The sequence below is a fragment of the Streptomyces sp. NPDC048462 genome, from assembly GCF_043200175.1.
Lineage (GTDB): Bacteria > Actinomycetota > Actinomycetes > Streptomycetales > Streptomycetaceae > Streptomyces.
This window is the reverse complement of record NZ_JBICXG010000005.1, coordinates 301,679-317,765: the sequence shown is the minus strand read 5'-3', so window position 1 is coordinate 317,765 and position 16,087 is coordinate 301,679. Positions and strand designations below refer to the sequence as shown.

The 16,087-nt window shown below is 72.4% G+C and carries 15 protein-coding genes; 11 read left to right on the top strand and 4 right to left on the bottom strand.

Features of this window, described 5'->3' with window-relative positions; translation table 11 throughout:
• Positions 1–109: 109 nt before the first annotated feature.
• The 4 genes from ACGFU6_RS12345 to ACGFU6_RS12330 all read left to right on the top strand — a co-directional run bounded on the left by ACGFU6_RS12345 (position 110) and on the right by ACGFU6_RS12330 (position 5,717).
• Positions 110–733, top strand: coding sequence for a GntR family transcriptional regulator (locus tag ACGFU6_RS12345; RefSeq protein WP_393610170.1), 624 nt, complete (start codon positions 110–112; stop codon positions 731–733).
• Between the two features lie 283 nt (positions 734–1,016).
• Positions 1,017–3,686: a pyruvate dehydrogenase (acetyl-transferring), homodimeric type gene (gene aceE, locus ACGFU6_RS12340; protein WP_393610169.1), complete on the top strand. Its 2,670-nt coding sequence runs from the start codon at positions 1,017–1,019 to the stop codon at positions 3,684–3,686.
• 442 nt (positions 3,687–4,128) lie between these two features.
• On the top strand, positions 4,129–5,109 hold the full coding sequence (locus ACGFU6_RS12335; protein WP_393610167.1) for a helix-turn-helix transcriptional regulator: 981 nt from the start codon (positions 4,129–4,131) through the stop codon (positions 5,107–5,109).
• A gap of 86 nt (positions 5,110–5,195) precedes the next feature.
• A complete protein-coding gene (locus tag ACGFU6_RS12330; RefSeq protein ID WP_123526493.1) occupies positions 5,196–5,717 on the top strand; it encodes a DUF4240 domain-containing protein in 522 nt (173 codons plus the stop codon).
• Positions 5,718–5,784: 67 nt separating this feature from the next.
• On the opposite strand, the gene ACGFU6_RS12325 is transcribed toward ACGFU6_RS12330, so the two are convergent.
• Complete coding sequence (locus ACGFU6_RS12325) at positions 5,785–6,555, bottom strand: SDR family NAD(P)-dependent oxidoreductase (RefSeq protein ID WP_393610165.1); 771 nt, start codon at positions 6,553–6,555, stop codon at positions 5,785–5,787.
• Positions 6,556–6,694: 139 nt separating this feature from the next.
• On the opposite strand from ACGFU6_RS12325, the gene ACGFU6_RS12320 reads away from it, so the two are divergent.
• Complete coding sequence (locus ACGFU6_RS12320) at positions 6,695–7,342, top strand: TetR/AcrR family transcriptional regulator (RefSeq protein WP_393610163.1); 648 nt, start codon at positions 6,695–6,697, stop codon at positions 7,340–7,342.
• 19 nt (positions 7,343–7,361) lie between these two features.
• On the opposite strand, the gene ACGFU6_RS12315 is transcribed toward ACGFU6_RS12320, so the two are convergent.
• Positions 7,362–7,889 (bottom strand): GNAT family N-acetyltransferase, encoded by a 528-nt coding sequence (locus ACGFU6_RS12315; RefSeq protein ID WP_393610161.1) that lies wholly within the window; start codon positions 7,887–7,889, stop codon positions 7,362–7,364.
• Between the two features lie 53 nt (positions 7,890–7,942).
• On the opposite strand from ACGFU6_RS12315, the gene ACGFU6_RS12310 reads away from it, so the two are divergent.
• Together ACGFU6_RS12310 and ACGFU6_RS12305 are read left to right on the top strand one after the other, a co-directional pair.
• Positions 7,943–8,842, top strand: a complete 900-nt coding sequence (locus ACGFU6_RS12310) for a TIGR01777 family oxidoreductase (RefSeq protein WP_393610159.1) — start codon at positions 7,943–7,945, stop codon at positions 8,840–8,842.
• A gap of 255 nt (positions 8,843–9,097) precedes the next feature.
• Positions 9,098–10,447: an NAD(P)/FAD-dependent oxidoreductase gene (locus ACGFU6_RS12305; RefSeq protein ID WP_393610157.1), complete on the top strand. Its 1,350-nt coding sequence runs from the start codon at positions 9,098–9,100 to the stop codon at positions 10,445–10,447.
• A 21-nt stretch (positions 10,448–10,468) separates the two neighbouring features.
• On the opposite strand, the gene ACGFU6_RS12300 is transcribed toward ACGFU6_RS12305, so the two are convergent.
• Positions 10,469–12,088 (bottom strand): regulator, encoded by a 1,620-nt coding sequence (locus tag ACGFU6_RS12300; protein ID WP_393610155.1) that lies wholly within the window; start codon positions 12,086–12,088, stop codon positions 10,469–10,471.
• Between the two features lie 264 nt (positions 12,089–12,352).
• On the opposite strand from ACGFU6_RS12300, the gene lipB reads away from it, so the two are divergent.
• The 4 genes from lipB to ACGFU6_RS12280 all read left to right on the top strand — a co-directional run bounded on the left by lipB (position 12,353) and on the right by ACGFU6_RS12280 (position 15,503).
• Entirely contained in the window at positions 12,353–13,165 is an 813-nt protein-coding gene (gene lipB, locus ACGFU6_RS12295) for a lipoyl(octanoyl) transferase LipB (RefSeq protein ID WP_393610154.1), read from the top strand.
• 132 nt (positions 13,166–13,297) lie between these two features.
• On the top strand, positions 13,298–14,263 hold the full coding sequence (gene lipA / locus ACGFU6_RS12290; protein WP_393610152.1) for a lipoyl synthase: 966 nt from the start codon (positions 13,298–13,300) through the stop codon (positions 14,261–14,263).
• A 309-nt stretch (positions 14,264–14,572) separates the two neighbouring features.
• A complete protein-coding gene (locus ACGFU6_RS12285) occupies positions 14,573–14,773 on the top strand; it encodes a hypothetical protein (RefSeq protein ID WP_123526484.1) in 201 nt (66 codons plus the stop codon).
• Between the two features lie 19 nt (positions 14,774–14,792).
• Complete coding sequence (locus tag ACGFU6_RS12280) at positions 14,793–15,503, top strand: DUF4191 domain-containing protein (protein ID WP_073735670.1); 711 nt, start codon at positions 14,793–14,795, stop codon at positions 15,501–15,503.
• A 100-nt stretch (positions 15,504–15,603) separates the two neighbouring features.
• Here ACGFU6_RS12280 and ACGFU6_RS12275 read toward each other — a convergent pair whose 3' ends face one another.
• Positions 15,604–16,071: an RDD family protein gene (locus ACGFU6_RS12275; RefSeq protein ID WP_393610150.1), complete on the bottom strand. Its 468-nt coding sequence runs from the start codon at positions 16,069–16,071 to the stop codon at positions 15,604–15,606.
• Between the last annotated feature and the right edge of the window lie 16 nt (positions 16,072–16,087).

Below are 16,087 nucleotides of genomic sequence, written 5' to 3'. Positions count from 1 at the left end.
GTCCGGAACACTCCCGGGCGGGGGCGCCGCCGTATTGTCTAGACACCACCGGCCGCCCCGGCAGCCGAGTTGGGTGCAGGCAGCACCGGTTTGCCCGAAGGAGCCCCACATGACCCCGCCCGTCGTCCACTCGCTGCGCGAACAGATCCGCGAGCACATCGTGGACGGGATCGTCAGCGGGCGCTGGAAGCCGGGCGAGCGGATCGTGGAGCGTCGCATCGCCACCGAGCTGGAGGTCAGCCAGACGCCCGTGCGCGAGGCGCTGCGGGAGCTGGAGACGCTCCGGCTGATCGAGTCGGCGCCCAACAAGGGCGTACGGGTCCGCAACCTCACCGCGGCCGACCTGGAGGAGAGCTACCCGGTCCGGGCCGGCCTGGAGCAGATCGCCGCCGAGCTCGCGGCGCCCGGCCTCGGCGAGGACTGCTCACGGCTCGCCCCGCACGTCACGGCCCTGTACGAGGCCGACCGGCTGGCCGACGGGGAGGCGCAGGTGCGCCACACGGTCGGCTTCCACCGCGAGCTGGTCCGGGCGGCCGGCAACGCCGTGCTGCTGCACACCTGGGAGGGACTGGGCATCGAGGTGTTCACCGCCCTGTCGATCCGCTGGCTCGGCACGGTGCAGAAGTCCTACGCCGAGGAGCACGAGGCGCTCATCGAGGCGTTCCTGCGCAACGACCCGGATATCGGTGTGCTGGTCAAGGCGCACGTGCTCGGCTGCGCACCGCGCGCCTGAAGCGGCGTCGGAGCCCGAAGCACCGGAGGCGTTGCGCATGTGACGCGAGTGGCGCTCTCCTGTGCAGCCGGGCGCCCCTTTTGGGTATTAGATCCCGTCACTCCGTGCCCCGATTCGCGGCACCGCATGCCACTTTCTTCATATCGAGAAGTTTTGCCTTTCATCCTTTGATCGATCATCGATCGGCGACTTACAGTTCACTTCGCGGGCCCACCGGCCCCATCGCCCTGTCCTGCCAGTCAGGGACTTTCTCCACCCCCCTCCTCACCGGAAGGCGGCGAACATGACCGACCCCGTTGGAAAGCTTCCGAGCGAGCTCGACCAGCTCCCGGACCGCGACCCCGAGGAGACCGCCGAATGGGCGGCCTCCCTCGATGCCGTCACCAAGGCCGCAGGCCCGCACCGCGCCGCATACCTGATGCGCCGCTCGCTCCAGCATGCCGAGGGCGCCGGTCTCGCGCTGCCCAAACTGCTGGAGACCGATTACGTCAACTCCATCCCGACCGCCGCGGAGCCCGCCTTCGACGGTGACCTGGAGATGGAGTCGAAGATCACCGCGTGGAACCGCTGGAACGCGGCCGCGATGGTCACCCGTGGCTCCCGGTTCGGCGTCGGCGGCCACATCGCCACCTTCGCCTCGGCCGCCTGGCTGTACGAGACCGGCTTCAACCACTTCTTCCGAGGCAAGGAGGGGGACGGCTCCGGCGACCAGCTCTACATCCAGGGCCACGCCTCCCCCGGCATATACGCCCGTGCCTTCCTGGACGGCCGGCTCAGCGAGCAGCAGCTCGACAACTTCCGCCAGGAGGCGGGCGGCGAGGGTCTGCCCTCCTACCCGCACCCGCGGCGGCTGCCCTGGCTGTGGGAGTTCCCCACCGTGTCGATGGGCCTCGGCCCGCTCTCGGCCGTCTACCAGGCGCGCTTCAACCGCTACCTGAGCAACCGCAACATCAAGGACACGTCGAACTCGCACGTCTGGGCCTTCCTGGGCGACGGCGAGATGGACGAGCCCGAGTCGACCGCCGCCCTCGCCCTCGCGGCCCGTGAGCAGCTCGACAACCTGACCTTCGTCATCAACTGCAACCTGCAGCGGCTCGACGGTCCGGTCCGCGCCAACTTCCGCGTGGTCCAGGAGCTGGAGGGCGCGTTCCGCGGCGCCGGCTGGAACGTCATCAAGACGCTCTGGGGCAACGCCTGGGACGAGCTCTTCCAGCTCGACACCACGGGTGCGCTGGTGCGCCGGCTCCGGGAGGTCCCGGACGCGCAGTTCCAGACGTACGCCACCCGTGACGTCGCCTACATCCGCGAGCACTTCTTCGGCGCGGAGCCCGCGCTCGTCGAACTGTCCAAGCTGCTCACGGACGCGAAGATCGCCGAGTGTTTCCACACCTCGCGCGGCGGCCACGAGGCCCGCAAGGTGTACGCGGCGTACAAGGCGGCGGTCGAGCACAAGGGTGCTCCGACCGTGATCCTGGCGCAGACGGTGAAGGGCTACACGCTCGGCGCCGGCTTCGAGTCGCGCAACGCCAACCACCAGATGAAGAAGCTGGACGGCAAGCAGTTCCGCGCCATGCGCGATCTGCTGGAGCTGCCGATCCCGGACTCCAAGCTGGACGAGGCCCTGGTGCCCTACGGCCACCCGGGCGCCGACTCCCCCGAGGTCCGCTACCTCCAGGAGCGCCGTGCCGCCCTCGGCGGTCCCGCCCCGGCCCGCCGGGTGCACGCGGTGGCGCTGCCGCAGCCCGAGGAGCGCGCGTTCGCCGCGCTGAAGAAGGGTTCCGGCAAGCAGGAGCTGGCCACCACGATGGCCTTCGTCCGGCTCGCCAAGGACCTCATGCGGGACAAGGAGACCGGCAAGCGCTGGGTTCCGATCGTCCCCGACGAGGCCCGCACCTTCGGTATGGAGGCGCTGTTCCCGTCGGCCGGCATCTACTCGCCGCTGGGCCAGACGTACGACCCGGTCGACCGCGACCAGCTGATGTACTACAAGGAAGCCAAGGACGGCCAGGTCCTCAACGAGGGCATCACCGAGGCCGGCGCCATGGCCGACTTCATCGCCGCCTCCACGTCGTACGCGACGCACGGCGAGCCGATGATCCCGTTCTACATCTTCTACTCGATGTTCGGCTGGCAGCGCACGGGCGACCAGTTCTGGCAGCTGGGCGACCAGCTCGGCCGCGGTTTCGTGGTCGGTGCCACGGCGGGCCGTACGACCCTGACGGGTGAGGGCCTCCAGCACGCGGACGGCCACTCGCACCTGATCGCGTCCACGAACCCGGCGTCGCTCAACTACGACCCGGCGTTCGCGTACGAGATCGCGGTGATCGTCCAGGACGGTCTGCGCCGGATGTACGGCCCCGAGGCCGAGAACGTCTTCTACTACCTGACGGTCTACAACGAGCCGAAGCCGCAGCCCGCGATGCCGGAAGGCGTCGAGGAGGGCATCGTCAAGGGCCTCTACCGGTTCAAGGAGGGCGCGCCCGCGAAGGCGGACGCGCCGCGCCTTCAGCTGATGGCCTCCGGTACGGCGATCCACTGGGCCCTGGAGGCCCAGGAGCTGCTGGCCTCCGACTGGGGTGTCACGGCCGACGTCTGGTCCGCCACCTCGTGGGGCGAGCTGCGCCGCGACGCGCTGGAGTGCGACGAGGCGCTGCTCCGCGGTGAGCAGCGGGTGCCTTACGTGACCCAGGCGCTGGAGGGCGCCCCGGGTCCGGTCCTCGCGGTCAGCGACTGGATGCGCGCGGTGCCGGACTCGATCAGCCAGTGGGTGGAACAGGACTGGTCCTCGCTCGGCACGGACGGCTTCGGCCTCTCCGACACCCGCGAGGCTGCCCGTCGCCACTTCGGCGTGGACGCGCAGTCGGTCACCGTGGCGGCACTGGCCCAGCTGGCCCGCCGCGGCGAGGTACCGGCGTCGGCGGTCAAGGACGCCCGCGAGCGGTACGGGCTCTGACGGCAGCCCCATCGCATACTCAGGCCCGTCCGGCGGGAGGCTTTGCCCTCAATCGCCGGACGGGCTTGGTGTGCCCGTCCCCTGCACGACCGGGCCCCTCCGGCACAGGCGTCGTCCTCAATCGCCGGACGGGCTTGATTTGCCGGGCCCAGGCACCATCCAGCCCGACCGAGTCACCTCCAAGCCGGGCCGAGGCACCATCCAGCCCGACCGAGGCACCTCCTAGCCCGACCGAGGCACCTCCTAGCCGGGCCGAGGCACCTCCTAGCCGGGCCGAGGCACCTCTGAGCCGGGCCGAGGCACCTCCAAGCCCGGCCGGCGTTTGAGGCCACCCCTCTGAGCCCGTCCGGCGATTGAGGACCCCTTCAAGCCCGGCCGGCGATTGAGGCCACCGCCCCGGCCCGCAGCCACACGCACCCCCAACCGCGGCCACAATGGCCGCATGCGTGCTGCCCGGCTCATCAGAATGGTGCTGCTCCTGCAGTCCCGCCCCGCCATGACCGCCGCCGAGCTGGCCCAGGAGCTGGACGTGTCGGAGCGGACCGTCACCCGGGACGCCCAGGCGCTCTCCGAGGCAGGGGTCCCGGTCTACGCGGAGCGGGGGCGGGCCGGCGGCTACCGGCTCGTCGGCGGCTACCGGACCGGGCTCACCGGCCTCGCCCGGAACGAGGCCGAGGCGCTCTTCCTCTCCGGCCTGCCCTCCGCGCTGCGCGAGATGGGCCTGGAGGACGCCGGGTCGGCCGCGCGGCTGAAGGTGTCCGCCGCGCTGCTGCCCTCCCTGCGGGACGCCTCCACCGGGGTCAGCCGGCGCTTCCACCTGGACGCGCCCGGCTGGTACCGGGAGCCGGCCACCCCCGAGCTGCTGCCCGCCGTCGCCGAGGCGGTGTGGGACGACCGGAGGGTACTGGCGCGCTACCGCAGTCCCGGCCGGGAGACCGAGGTGGAGCGGGAGCTGTCGCCGTACGGACTCGTGCTCAAGGCCGGGGTCTGGTACCTGTGCGCCCGCGCGGCGGACGACTTCCGGGTCTACCGGATCGACCGGTTCACCGCCGTCACCGTGTCGGACACCCGGTTCGTCCGGGATGAGGGCTTCGACCTGCCGGGGTTCTGGGACGAGCGCGCGGCGCAGTTCGCCCGGTCGATCCTGCGTGCGGAGGTGACGCTGCGCCTCTCGGAGGCGGCGGCCGCTTGGCTGCCGAACGCCGTGGACCGCGTCGCCGCCCTGGGCGCCCTGGAGGCGGCAGGACCGGCGGGGCCCGACGGGTGGGTGACGGTCACTCTGCCGGTCGAGTCCCTGGACGTGGCGTACGGCCAGTTGCTCGCGCTGGGACCGGAGTTGGAGGTCCTGGCCCCTGCCGAGCTGCGGTCCCGGTTCGCCGCCGCCGCCGAACAGCTGCACTCTCTCTACCTTCGGCCCCGTTAGCCCTCACCCTCGCGGGGAGACCGTAAGGCTTCATTTCGGTGTCTCCGCGTGCGTCGCCCGCCGCCAAGGCAGATGCTGGAGCGGTGATGGACGAGACGGAATTCTGGGAGATCGTCGACAGCACCCGCGAGGCCGCCGACGGCGACCCCGAGGACCACGCCGACCTGCTGGTCGAACGGCTGGTGCGGCTCGATCCCGATTCCGTGCTGGACTTCGCCCGGCACTTCGAGGCCCGCTACAACCGCGCCTACCGCTGGGAGCTGTGGGGCGCCGCCGCCGTCCTGCTCGGCGGGGCGAGCGACGACGCCTTCGACTACTTCCGCTGCTGGCTGATCGGTCAGGGCCGGGAGGTCTTCGAGGGCGCCGTGCACGATCCGGACAGCCTCGCCGAGCTCCTCGACGACTTCGACGAGGAACTGGACGGGGACGCGGAGGAGCTGGGCTACGCCGCCGACGAGGCGTACGAGCAGCTCACCGGGGTGGTCGCGCCGGACCTCGGGCTGCCGCCCCAGCCGGCCGAGCCGGAGGGCACCGCGTTCAGCCTGGAGGACGACGCGGCCCTGGCCGAGCGCTTCCCGTTGCTCCAGGAGCGGTTCGGCGGCGTCTGAGCCCTGCCGCGCAACCGCTCCCCTGCCCTGCCCTGCCCTGCCTCGCCCCCTCCCCGCTCCGGTCCGGTCAGTAGTGGGTGCCGCCGTCGATGCGGATCTCCGTACCGGTGATGAACGCGCCGTCCTGCGAACCGAGCATCGCGACGACGCCCGCCACGGTGTCCGGGCTGGCGAAGCCCTCGCCCAGCGCGGGGGCCAGCTTCACGAAGAGGGACATGTCGGCGTCGGCCGGGAGCCCCGGCCCGTTGCCACTGGTCATGTCGGAGGAGATCGAGCCGGGCGCCACGGCGGCGAAGCGCAGCCCCTGCTTGCCGTACTCGGCGGCCAGCGCGTGGGTCATCGACTGGATGCCGCCCTTGCTCGCGGCGTAGGCCGACATGTAGGGGTGCGCGAAGCTCGCGGACGTCGAGGAGAAGTTCACGACGGCCGGCCTGTCGCCCGCCAGCAGTGCGGGTATCGCCTCCCGGATCATCAGGAAGGTGCCGGTGAGGTTGACCGCGATGACCTTGTTGAAGAACTCCAGCGAGGTCTTGTGCGTGTGCTCCGAGCGCAGGATGCCCGCGGCGTTGACCAGCACGTCCAGCCCGCCGAGGGCGGCCACCGCGGCGGCGACACCGGCGCGTACCCCGGTCTCGTCCGAGATGTCGAGGACGGTGGTGGTGAGGCGGTCGGCGGTGCCGTCGGCCTCGGCCGTGGCGTAGGTGGCCCGCAGCCCGGCCTCACTGACATCGGCGGCGACCACGAGGCCGCCCTCCGCGAGGACGCGGTGGACGGTGGCCTGCCCGATGCCGGAGCCCGCGCCGGTGATGAGTACGCGTCGGCCTTCGTAGCGGTTCATATGAGGTCTCCCGATCTCGAATCCCCCGGTGACAGTCAGTTTCCTGTCCACCGTACGCCTGGATGGCACGTTTTGCCATGACGGCATCATGTGCACGCACTCGATGCGGGGAGGGCCGGGCCGGGGTAATCTGCGGGGAATGAACCCGCCGCAGCCGTCACTCACCGAACGCCGCAAGGCCGCGACCCAGCTGGACATCGCACGGGCCGCCGCCGCGCTCTTCGCGGAGCGCGGCCCCGACGGCACCACGGCGGAGGACATCGCCCACCGGGCGGGCGTCGCGCTGCGCACCTTCTACCGCTACTTCCGCTCGAAGCAGGACGCGGTGGGGCCGCTACTCACCGGCGGCGCCGAGCGCTGGCAGGCGCTGCTCGAAGCGGCGGAGCCGGGCGCCCCGCTCGGAGGTGTCCTGGAACGGGCGGTGACGGACGCGCTCGGCCCGGGTGACGAGTACGCCGCGGAGCAGCTCGTCCAGACGCGCGGGCTGCTGCGGGCGGCACAGGACGATCCGGCGCTGCGGGCCGTCTGGTACCGGGTCAACCAGGACTCGGAGGAGCGGCTGCTGCCGGTGCTGACCCGGCTGGCGGGCGACGCGGCGGACCCCCTGGAGATCCGGCTCGCCGCGGCCGCCGCCACGGACTCGGTACGGGTCGCCCTGGAGACGTGGGCGGGCACGGACGCCCCGGCGACCGGGGCCGGCTCCCCCGCCGACCTCGCGGTGCGCTGTCTGCACCAACTCACCGGCGGAATGCGGCTGTTCAGCGACCGGCCGGGCCCGGAGGCCTGAGCGGCAGGGGGCGCGCCGCTCAGGGGGCGAGCGAGCGCCCCATCAGCACGTCGTCGACGTAGCGGCCGGCCAGGAAGAACTCACCGGGCAGCACTCCCTCGACGGCGAAGCCCTCCGACTCGTACAGCGCACGCGCGGGCGCGTTGTGCCCGAGTACCCGCAGGGTCATCCGGTTCGCGCCCTGGTCGCGCGCCGCCGCCGTCGCCGCCCGCAGCAGCGCCCTGGCGATCCCCCGGCCGCGGGCCCAGTCGGCCACGGCCAGGCCCTGTATCTGGCGTACGTGCGCATTGCAGGCCAGCGGGGTCGGCGGGACCAGCCTGGTGTACCCGGCCAGCCGAGTCCCACCGGCCGCGTCCCGCACCTCGGCCACCAGGAAGTCCAGCGGCCGGTGGGCGTCGTCGAAGAACGGGGCGTACGGGGGCTGCGGCCGGGGCGACACGGCGTGCAGCGTCGACCAGGTGGCGCGGTCGAGTTCGCCGAGCGCGGCCTCGTCGGAGGCGGCCGAGAGGCGGACGGAATGGGCCGGGTGGGCGTGGATCTCGGACATGCGCGCAACTGTGCCACGCCCCTTCCGGGCGTCGGGTGCGGCAGGATGGCCCCATGCCGCACTCCCGTATCGCCGTCACCGGATCGACTGGACTCATCGGAGCGGCCCTGGTGCGCTCCCTGCGGGCCGACGGGCACGAGGTGGTCCGGCTGGTCCGGCACCCGGCCCGGTCGGGCGACGAGGTGGAGTGGGACCCGAAGCGCAGCTACGTCGACGTGGCCGGGCTGGTGGGCTGCGACGCGGTCGTCCATCTCGCCGGGGCCGGGGTGGGCGACCACCGCTGGACCGAGGCGTACAAGCGCGAGATCCGGGACAGCCGGGTGCTGGGCACCGCCGCGATCGCGGAGGCCGTCGCCTCGCTGGACACCCCGCCGAATGTGCTGCTGGCCGGTTCCGCGATCGGCTTCTACGGCGACACCGGCGACCGGGCGGTCGACGAGAGCGCCCCGCCCGGCGACGGGTTCCTGTCGTCGGTGTGCGTGGAGTGGGAAGAGGCCACGGCCGCCGCCGAGGAGGCGGGGGTACGGACCGTGCACGCCCGCACCGGACTGGTCGTCGCCCGCGAGGGCGGCGCCTGGGGACGGCTGTTCCCGCTCTTCCGGGCGGGGCTCGGCGGGCGGATGGGCAACGGGCGGCAGTACTGGAGCTTCATCGCGCTGCACGACCACATCGCGGCCATGCGGCACATCCTCGACACCCCGGAGCTGTCCGGGGCGGTGAACCTGACCGGCCCCGACCCCGTCACCAACGGCGAGGTGACGGCGGCGATGGGCCGGGTGCTGCGCCGGCCGACACTCTTCACCGCGCCCGCGCCGGCGCTGCGGATCGCCCTGGGCGACTTCGCCGGGGATGTGCTGGGCAGTCAGCGGGTGCTGCCGGGGCGGCTGCTGGACGCGGGGTTCTCGTTCGCCTTCCCCGGGATCGACGCCGCCATCCGCGCGGCACTGCGCTGATCCGGCCGCGCGCGAACCACGGCGGCGAACCCGCCGACAGCCCGGCCGCGGCGGGTCCCGCGAGCCCCAGCGACGCCAGGAACCCCACCCGTAGACCGATTCAGACGAATGTGCGACCCCGTTGCACCGGTGCCCCGGTGCGCGCGACTGCGCCGATAACCGGCCGAGCTTCTAGCCTCATGCCGAACTCGCGCATTTCGGTGGCCTGTTGAGGGCAAAACCCTCCCACCAATCGCGCCGACTCGGGGAGGGCACGTGCTCAGCACGGCACACCACGCGGACGTCGTCATCATCGGGGCCGGCATCGCCGGCCTGGCAGCGGCTCACCAGCTGACCAGCGCGGGAGTGAGCGTCAGCGTCCTGGAGGCCGGCCCCCGGGTCGGCGGCCGGATGATGACCGAGGAGGTGGACGGATTCCGGCTCGACCTCATCGGCCCGCTCCTCAACACCTCTTACCCGGAGCTGTACGCGACACCCGGGCTCGACGAACTCGTCCTGCGGAACTTCTCCCCCGGCGTGCTCGTCCACAGCGAGGGCCGCCGCCAGCGCACCGGCGGGATACGGAGCACCCGGGGCGCGCGCAACGCCCGCGGCGCACTCAAGGCAGCGCGCGCCCTCGCGAGTGCCCCCAGGGCGCCGCTCGGCGGGGCCATCACCGGGGCCATGGGCGGCGCGATCGAACAGGCCAGGCTCGGCGCGGCGTTGTCCCGGCTCGCCGCCACCCCCCGGGCCCGTGTGCTGGCCAGGCCCGAACGGACCGCGCTGGAGGCCCTGTCCGGCCGAGGCCTGTCCCCCCGTACGCTCAACGGCTTCGTGCGCCCGCTGCTCACCGCGCTGCTCAGCGACCCCGCGCTGACCACGTCCAGCCGGTGCGCCGATCTCGCGCTGCGCGACTACGCGAGCGGCAGGCTCTGCGTACCGTCGGGGGGTTCGGGCACCCTGCCCGAGCTGCTGGCGGCGGCGCTGCCGCCCGGCACGGTGCGCACGGGCGTGCACGTCACGGCCGCCGACATCACCTCGGTGCGCACCAAGGAGCACGGCGAACTGGGCTGCCGCTCACTGCTGCTGGCCACCGGCGCGGGCGCCGCCGCCGAACTGCTGCCCGGTCTGCGGGTGCCGTCCTTCCACCCGGTGACGGTGCTTCACCACACCGCCCCCGCTCCCCCGCCGACCGGTGCGTCACTGGTGCTGGACGCCGACCGCTCGGGTCCGGTCGCGCACACCGCGGTGATGAGCGAGGTCGACCCGGCGCGCGCCCCGCACGGCCGGACGCTGGTCAGCTCGACGGTGCTCGGCACCCCGCCGCCCGAGCTGGACCGCGCGGTCCTGGCCCACCTCGCCGTGCTGCACGGCACGCCGACCGACGACTGGGAACTGCTCGCCGTCCACCACGACCCGGAGGCGGTGCCCGCGATGGCGGCCCCGCACGACCCCCACCGTCAGGTCCGGCTGCTCGCGGGGCTGTACGTGTGCGGCGACCACCGCGACACGAGCACGGTCCAGGGCGCGCTGTCCTCGGCCCGCCGGGCGGCCGAGGCGATCCTCACCGACCTGGGCGTACGGCGCGGGCCCGGAAGCACCGCCGCGCTCCCGGAGGCGGCCTGAGGCCCGGGAGCCGGGCCGCTCTCACCCGAGTGCGGCTACCCGCTCCCGGTAGCCGCGTACGGGGGCGGCGTCCCGGAACGGTTCGAGGCGGCGCTCGAAGTCCCGTACGTACTCGGTGGCGCGCACCGATCGCATCTCGGCGGCCTGCTGAGCGGCCTCCGCGCCCAGCCGGCAGGCCTGGTCGAGCTCCCCGAGCCCGAGCCGCGCGGAGGCGAGCACCACCCGGCAGAACAGCCGGCTGCGGGCGTACGCGGGGGCCCGCAGCTGCAGCGAGCGCTCCGCGTGCTGGGCGGCGGCCCGGTACTGCTGGAGGTCCCGGTGGCAGTGCCCGAACTCGTCGGCGAGCTGGGCCTCGTCGAAGTAGCGCGCCCAGTGCGGCACTTCGTCCCCGGGCCGGGAGACCTCCAGCGCCCGCTCGGCCCGCGCCAGCGACGCCACGCAGGCCTTGGCCTCTCCGAGCACCCCGTGCCCGCGCGCCTCGACCGCGTGCAGCAGGGCCAGAACCGCGTTCGGCGCCGCCGAGCCGATGCCCTGCTGGGCGACGCGCGCCAGCTGCACCGCCTCCCGGCCGTGCCCGAGGTAGACGGCCTGCCGGCTCATGGTGATCAGTACGTAGCTGCCGTAGGCCCGGTCCCCGGCGGCCTGGGCCAGCCGTAAGGACTGCACGAAGTACCGCTGGGCCAGCCCGTGCGCGGCGATGTCGTACGAGGTCCAGCCCGCGAGGCGGGTCAGGTCGGCGGCGGCGGCGAACAGCCGGCGGCCGGTGGCCTCGCCGTAGGTGCCGCGCAGCATCGGTTCCGTCTCGTGCTCCAGGTACCGCACCAGGGCCTGGCGGGCGTGGCCCCCGCCGTAGGCGTTGTCGAGGGTGCGGAAGAGCTCGGCGACCGACCTGAGCGCGGCGACGTCGCCGCTGCTGACCTTCTGGCCCGAGCCCCGGTCGGTCTGCCGCTGCCGGGGGACGCCCGGAGCACCCGGGCCGCCGCCCGGCGCGTGCGGCGTCCCCGGCGGGACGAGGGCGCCCGGCAGGCCGTGGGCCACCGGCGGGCCGGGCGGCCGGGGCGGCAGGGGCCCCCGCGGACCGGGGCGGCCGCCGGGGGCGGGGGGCCCGCCCTGTTCGGGGACCGCGCCGAGAGCGCCGGCGAGCCCGGCGCTCCCGGGGTGCCCGTTCACTCCGGTGCCGTAGCCGCCGCGCGCCACCCACTCGTCCGCCCGGCCGATCAGCCAGTCCCGGCTGGGGACGACCAGGCCTGCCGGGGTGAAGGCGATCTTCCGCAGCTCCGCATGGCTGCCGGAGTCCTTGCGCCACAGTCCGCTGACGATGTCGACCGCCTCGGCGGGCGTTGCGGCGAACTCCAGGCCCGCGTAGACGGGTGCGCAGGCGTCCAGACCCAGGTCCTGGGCGGAGAGTCTGCGCCCGAGCCGCCGGGTGAAGACCTCCGCGATCAGGGCCGGGGTGGTCCCGCGCGGCTGCTGTCCGCGCAGCCAGCGGGTCACGGAGGTCTTGTCGTACCGCAGGTCCAGGCCGTGTTCGAGGCCGAGCTGGTCCACCCGGCGGGCGAGGCCGGCGTTGGAGAAGCCGGCTTCGGTGATGAGCGAGGCGAGTCGGCGGTTGGGCGTGCGCTGCGGAGGTCGTTCCGACATCAGCTGTACGGTCTCCTGCCTTCGGGGCCGGGCGGGCAGCCCTTATGGAACGGCGCGAATTTAGCGGCCTCCGGGGCGACCTCGGCCGCCTTCGCTTCACATTCATCCGATCGTGTGAGGATTGCGGAGAAGCTGACGTGAACCACCTGCCCGGCCGGTCCCGGGCGGCCGGTCGTACAGTTGCGGGAGGCGCGATTCGGTGCATGGTGACGTGGCGACGGGGCACCCCCGGCTCCCGGCACCGCAAGGAGAAAGGCTGCTGCCGTGACTGAGCTTCGGTTCGTCCGTCTGGGATTCGGCGAGGAATCCGTCGACTACCAGGAGGCCTGGCAGAAGCAGCGCGAGGTGCACGCGGCACGGTTTGAGGACACCGTCCCCGACACCTGCCTGCTGCTGGAGCACCCACCCGTCTACACGGCCGGCCGGCGCACCGCCGACAGCGAGCGCCCCCTGGACGGCACACCGGTCATCGACGTGGACCGCGGCGGCAAGATCACCTGGCACGGGCCGGGCCAGCTGGTCGGCTACCCGATCCAGAAGCTGCCGCGCCCGGTCGACGTCGTCGCGCACGTCCGCCGGCTGGAGGAGGCGCTGATCCGTACGGCCGCCGAGTTCGGGGTGGCGACCAGCCGGGTCGAGGGCCGCAGCGGTGTCTGGGTGCTCGGGGACCCGGTCGAGCAGCGCCCGTCGATCGGCGGCCTCTCGCTCGACTTCGATCCCAGGCTCCAGGACGAGGAGTTCGACGCCCGGCTGAACGGCCCCGAGTACGCCCCGTCCAACGCCGGCCAGCGCCGCGAGGACCGCAAGCTGGCCGCGATCGGCATCCGGGTCGCCAAGGGCGTGACGATGCACGGTTTCGCGCTCAACGTGAACCCGGACAACACCTCGTTCGACCGGATCGTGCCGTGCGGCATCCGGGACGCGGGCGTCACCTCACTGGCGTACGAGCTGGGCCGCGACCTCACGATCACGGACGTGCTCCCGGTCGTCGAGAGGCACCTGCGGGACGTCCTGGAGAACGCCGAGCTCGCTCCGCGCGTCATCGAGCGCCCGGCCGATGCCGTGGCCACGGCATGACGCTCGGAGTACCGCTCCGGGAATAGGCCCTGCCGGCCACAGGTTGGCCAGACGTAAAGCCGTATGAACTACGGGCGTACCCTGGTGTTCGCCGAAGAATCCAATGCAGTGATAGCAAAGGGGAGTGCCGGAGTGTCCGCTGTCGCACCCGACGGGCGCAAGATGCTGCGCCTTGAGGTCCGGAACAGCCAGACCCCCATCGAGCGGAAGCCCGAGTGGATCAAAACGCGGGCGAAGATGGGCCCCGAGTACAACCAGCTGCAGAAGCTCGTGAAGAGCGAGGGTCTGCACACGGTGTGCCAGGAGGCGGGCTGCCCCAACATCTTCGAATGCTGGGAGGACCGCGAGGCCACCTTCCTCATCGGCGGCGACCAGTGCACCCGGCGCTGCGACTTCTGCCAGATCGACACGGGCAAGCCCGAGGCGCTGGACCGGGACGAGCCCCGCCGCGTCGGTGAGTCCGTCGTCACGATGGACCTGAACTACGCCACCATCACCGGCGTCGCCCGCGACGACCTGGAGGACGGCGGTTCCTGGCTGTACGCGGAGACCGTGCGCCAGATCCACGCGCAGACGGCGGAGCGGGAGGGCGGCCACACCAAGGTGGAGCTGCTGATCCCCGACTTCAACGCCGAGCCCGCGCAGCTCGCCGAGGTCTTCGCCTCGCGCCCCGAGGTGCTGGGGCACAACGTGGAGACGGTGCCGCGGATCTTCAAGCGGATCCGCCCCGGCTTCCGGTACGAGCGTTCCCTGGAGGTCATCACCCGGGCCCGCGAGGCCGGTCTGATCACCAAGTCCAACCTGATCCTCGGCATGGGCGAGACCCGCGAGGAAGTCAGCCAGGCCCTGCGGGACCTGCACGACGCGGGTTGCGAGCTCATCACGATCACGCAGTACCTGCGGCCGACCCCGCGCCACCACCCGGTCGAGCGCTGGGTGAAGCCGCACGAGTTCGTGGAGCTCAAGGACGAGGCCGACGCGATCGGCTACTCCGGCGTGATGTCCGGGCCGCTGGTCCGTTCCTCGTACCGCGCGGGCCGGCTCTTCCAGCAGGCCATGGAGCGGCGCGGCGCCGCTGCCACGGCGCCCACCGCGTAGCCGGCGCCCGTGTGAAACCGGGCACAAGAAGCTACTGAAAAGTAATAGCTGATTCGACGCGGCCCGTCCGCTCCTCGCAGGTCGGAGGCGCGGATGGGCCGCGCCGACGTGCGCGGCGCCGCCATCAAGGTTTCATTGGTGTTTGACCGACCGGTCATGCGCTGGTAACACCGAGCAGTGACCCTGGATGCACGCAGCGCAGTGGCTTCGCCGCCGCTGTCCACGCAGCTTCCGTATCCAGTCCGCGCAACACAGTCCGCCCACTGAGCGCCGCTCAGTCCGCGCATCCGTTCCGAGGGGACTTCCACGATGCAGGCCGCGCCGGTACGCGCCACAGCCATTCCGACCGTCACCAATGCCCTCCGCGCCGTCGAGTCGCTGCTGCTGAGCAGCGGCCAGGCCACGGCCCGTCGCAACGCCTGGACGGCGGTCCTGGAGGACCGCCGCCGGGCCAAGGACCGGGTCGAGTCCGAGTCCGTACTGGAGGCCGTGGCCGAGCACCGTTCTTAGGCCACGTAAACTTCATTGCATGGCGAGGAAGGCAAAATCCACTGAAGGCGCGGACAGCGCCGAGAACGCGGGGCGGCTCAAGCAGATCGCCCTGACCTACAAGATGACCAGGCGGACCGACTCGAAGATCGGTCTTGTCGTCGCGGGTGTGGGAATCGTCACCTTCGGTGTCCTCCTCGCGATCGGTTTCTTGATCAACCACCCGATCTACGTGGGCATCCTGGGCTTCGTGCTCGCCCTCCTCGCGATGGCGATCGTCTTCGGACGGCGTGCCGAGCGGGCCGCCTTCGGGCAGATGGAGGGCCAGCCGGGCGCTGCGGCGGCCGTCCTGGACCGCGTGGGCCGGGGGTGGTCCACGACCCCCGCGGTCGCGATGAACCGCAGCCAGGACGTCGTACACCGCGCCGTGGGCAAGGCGGGCATCGTGCTGGTGGCGGAGGGCAACCCGAACCGGGTGAAGTCCCTGCTCGCGGCCGAGAAGAGGAAGATGGCCCGCATCGTGGTCGACGTACCCGTGCACGACATCATCGTCGGCAACGACGAGGGCCAGGTGCCGCTGAAGAAGGTGCGCACCAAGATGCTGAAGCTGCCGCGCGTCCTGACCGGCCCGCAGGTGACCGCGGCCAACGACCGGCTGCGCGCGATGGGCGACCTGATGAGCAACATGCCGCTGCCGAAGGGCCCGATGCCGAAGGGCATGCGGATGCCGCGCGGCGGAAAGATGCGCTGACGGCGCACGGAGACGGAATACGACGCTCAAGAGGGCGGGTCACGAACCAGGTGTTCGTGACCCGCCCTCTTCGCGTGCTTGGCCTGCGTTGTCCGCCGTCTCAGCCGCGGATCTGGACGGCGCGGGCCACCCGGTCGTGCAGCCCCCGGCCGTCGCGGTCCCAGACCAGGGCCGGGATCACCAGGCACAGCAGCACCGTGCGCACCAGCACCCGCCCGAGACCCAGCCGTCCGCCGCCTTCGGCGACGACCCTGATGCCCGTGACGCGCTTGCCGGGCGTGCGGCCGATGGTCCCGACGGTGAGCAGGCTCAGTACGAGGAAGATCCCCACCGCCCAGTTGCCGGCCGCCTGCTGGTCACCGCGAGCGAACAGCCCGTATGCGATCACCATGCACAGGGCCCAGTCGATGAAGATCGCGCCGAAACGGCGACCGAGCGGCGCCACGGCCCCGGGGCCCTGCTCGGGAAGCCCGAGCCGCTTGCCCCGGTACCCGAAGTCGGCGCCCATGTCCTCGGCGGCCGCACGCGGCCCGGAGAGCCACGATCCGATTGCTTGCCTGTTGTCCACCCGACCACGGTACTGC

Excerpts from the sequence above, each read along its gene's own strand:
- ACGFU6_RS12285 (WP_123526484.1), top strand. The coding sequence starts at position 14,573 with ATGCAGGCCGCGCCGGTACGCGCCACAGCCATTCCGACCGTCACCAAT.
- ACGFU6_RS12325 (WP_393610165.1), bottom strand. The coding sequence starts at position 6,555 with ATGAACCGCTACGAAGGCCGACGCGTACTCATCACCGGCGCGGGCTCC.
- ACGFU6_RS12300 (WP_393610155.1), bottom strand. The coding sequence starts at position 12,088 with ATGTCGGAACGACCTCCGCAGCGCACGCCCAACCGCCGACTCGCCTCG.
- aceE (WP_393610169.1), top strand. The coding sequence starts at position 1,017 with ATGACCGACCCCGTTGGAAAGCTTCCGAGCGAGCTCGACCAGCTCCCG.
- ACGFU6_RS12345 (WP_393610170.1), top strand. The coding sequence starts at position 110 with ATGACCCCGCCCGTCGTCCACTCGCTGCGCGAACAGATCCGCGAGCAC.
- ACGFU6_RS12330 (WP_123526493.1), top strand. The coding sequence starts at position 5,196 with ATGGACGAGACGGAATTCTGGGAGATCGTCGACAGCACCCGCGAGGCC.
- ACGFU6_RS12335 (WP_393610167.1), top strand. The coding sequence starts at position 4,129 with ATGCGTGCTGCCCGGCTCATCAGAATGGTGCTGCTCCTGCAGTCCCGC.
- ACGFU6_RS12280 (WP_073735670.1), top strand. The coding sequence starts at position 14,793 with ATGGCGAGGAAGGCAAAATCCACTGAAGGCGCGGACAGCGCCGAGAAC.
- ACGFU6_RS12320 (WP_393610163.1), top strand. The coding sequence starts at position 6,695 with ATGAACCCGCCGCAGCCGTCACTCACCGAACGCCGCAAGGCCGCGACC.
- ACGFU6_RS12310 (WP_393610159.1), top strand. The coding sequence starts at position 7,943 with ATGCCGCACTCCCGTATCGCCGTCACCGGATCGACTGGACTCATCGGA.
- ACGFU6_RS12315 (WP_393610161.1), bottom strand. The coding sequence starts at position 7,889 with ATGTCCGAGATCCACGCCCACCCGGCCCATTCCGTCCGCCTCTCGGCC.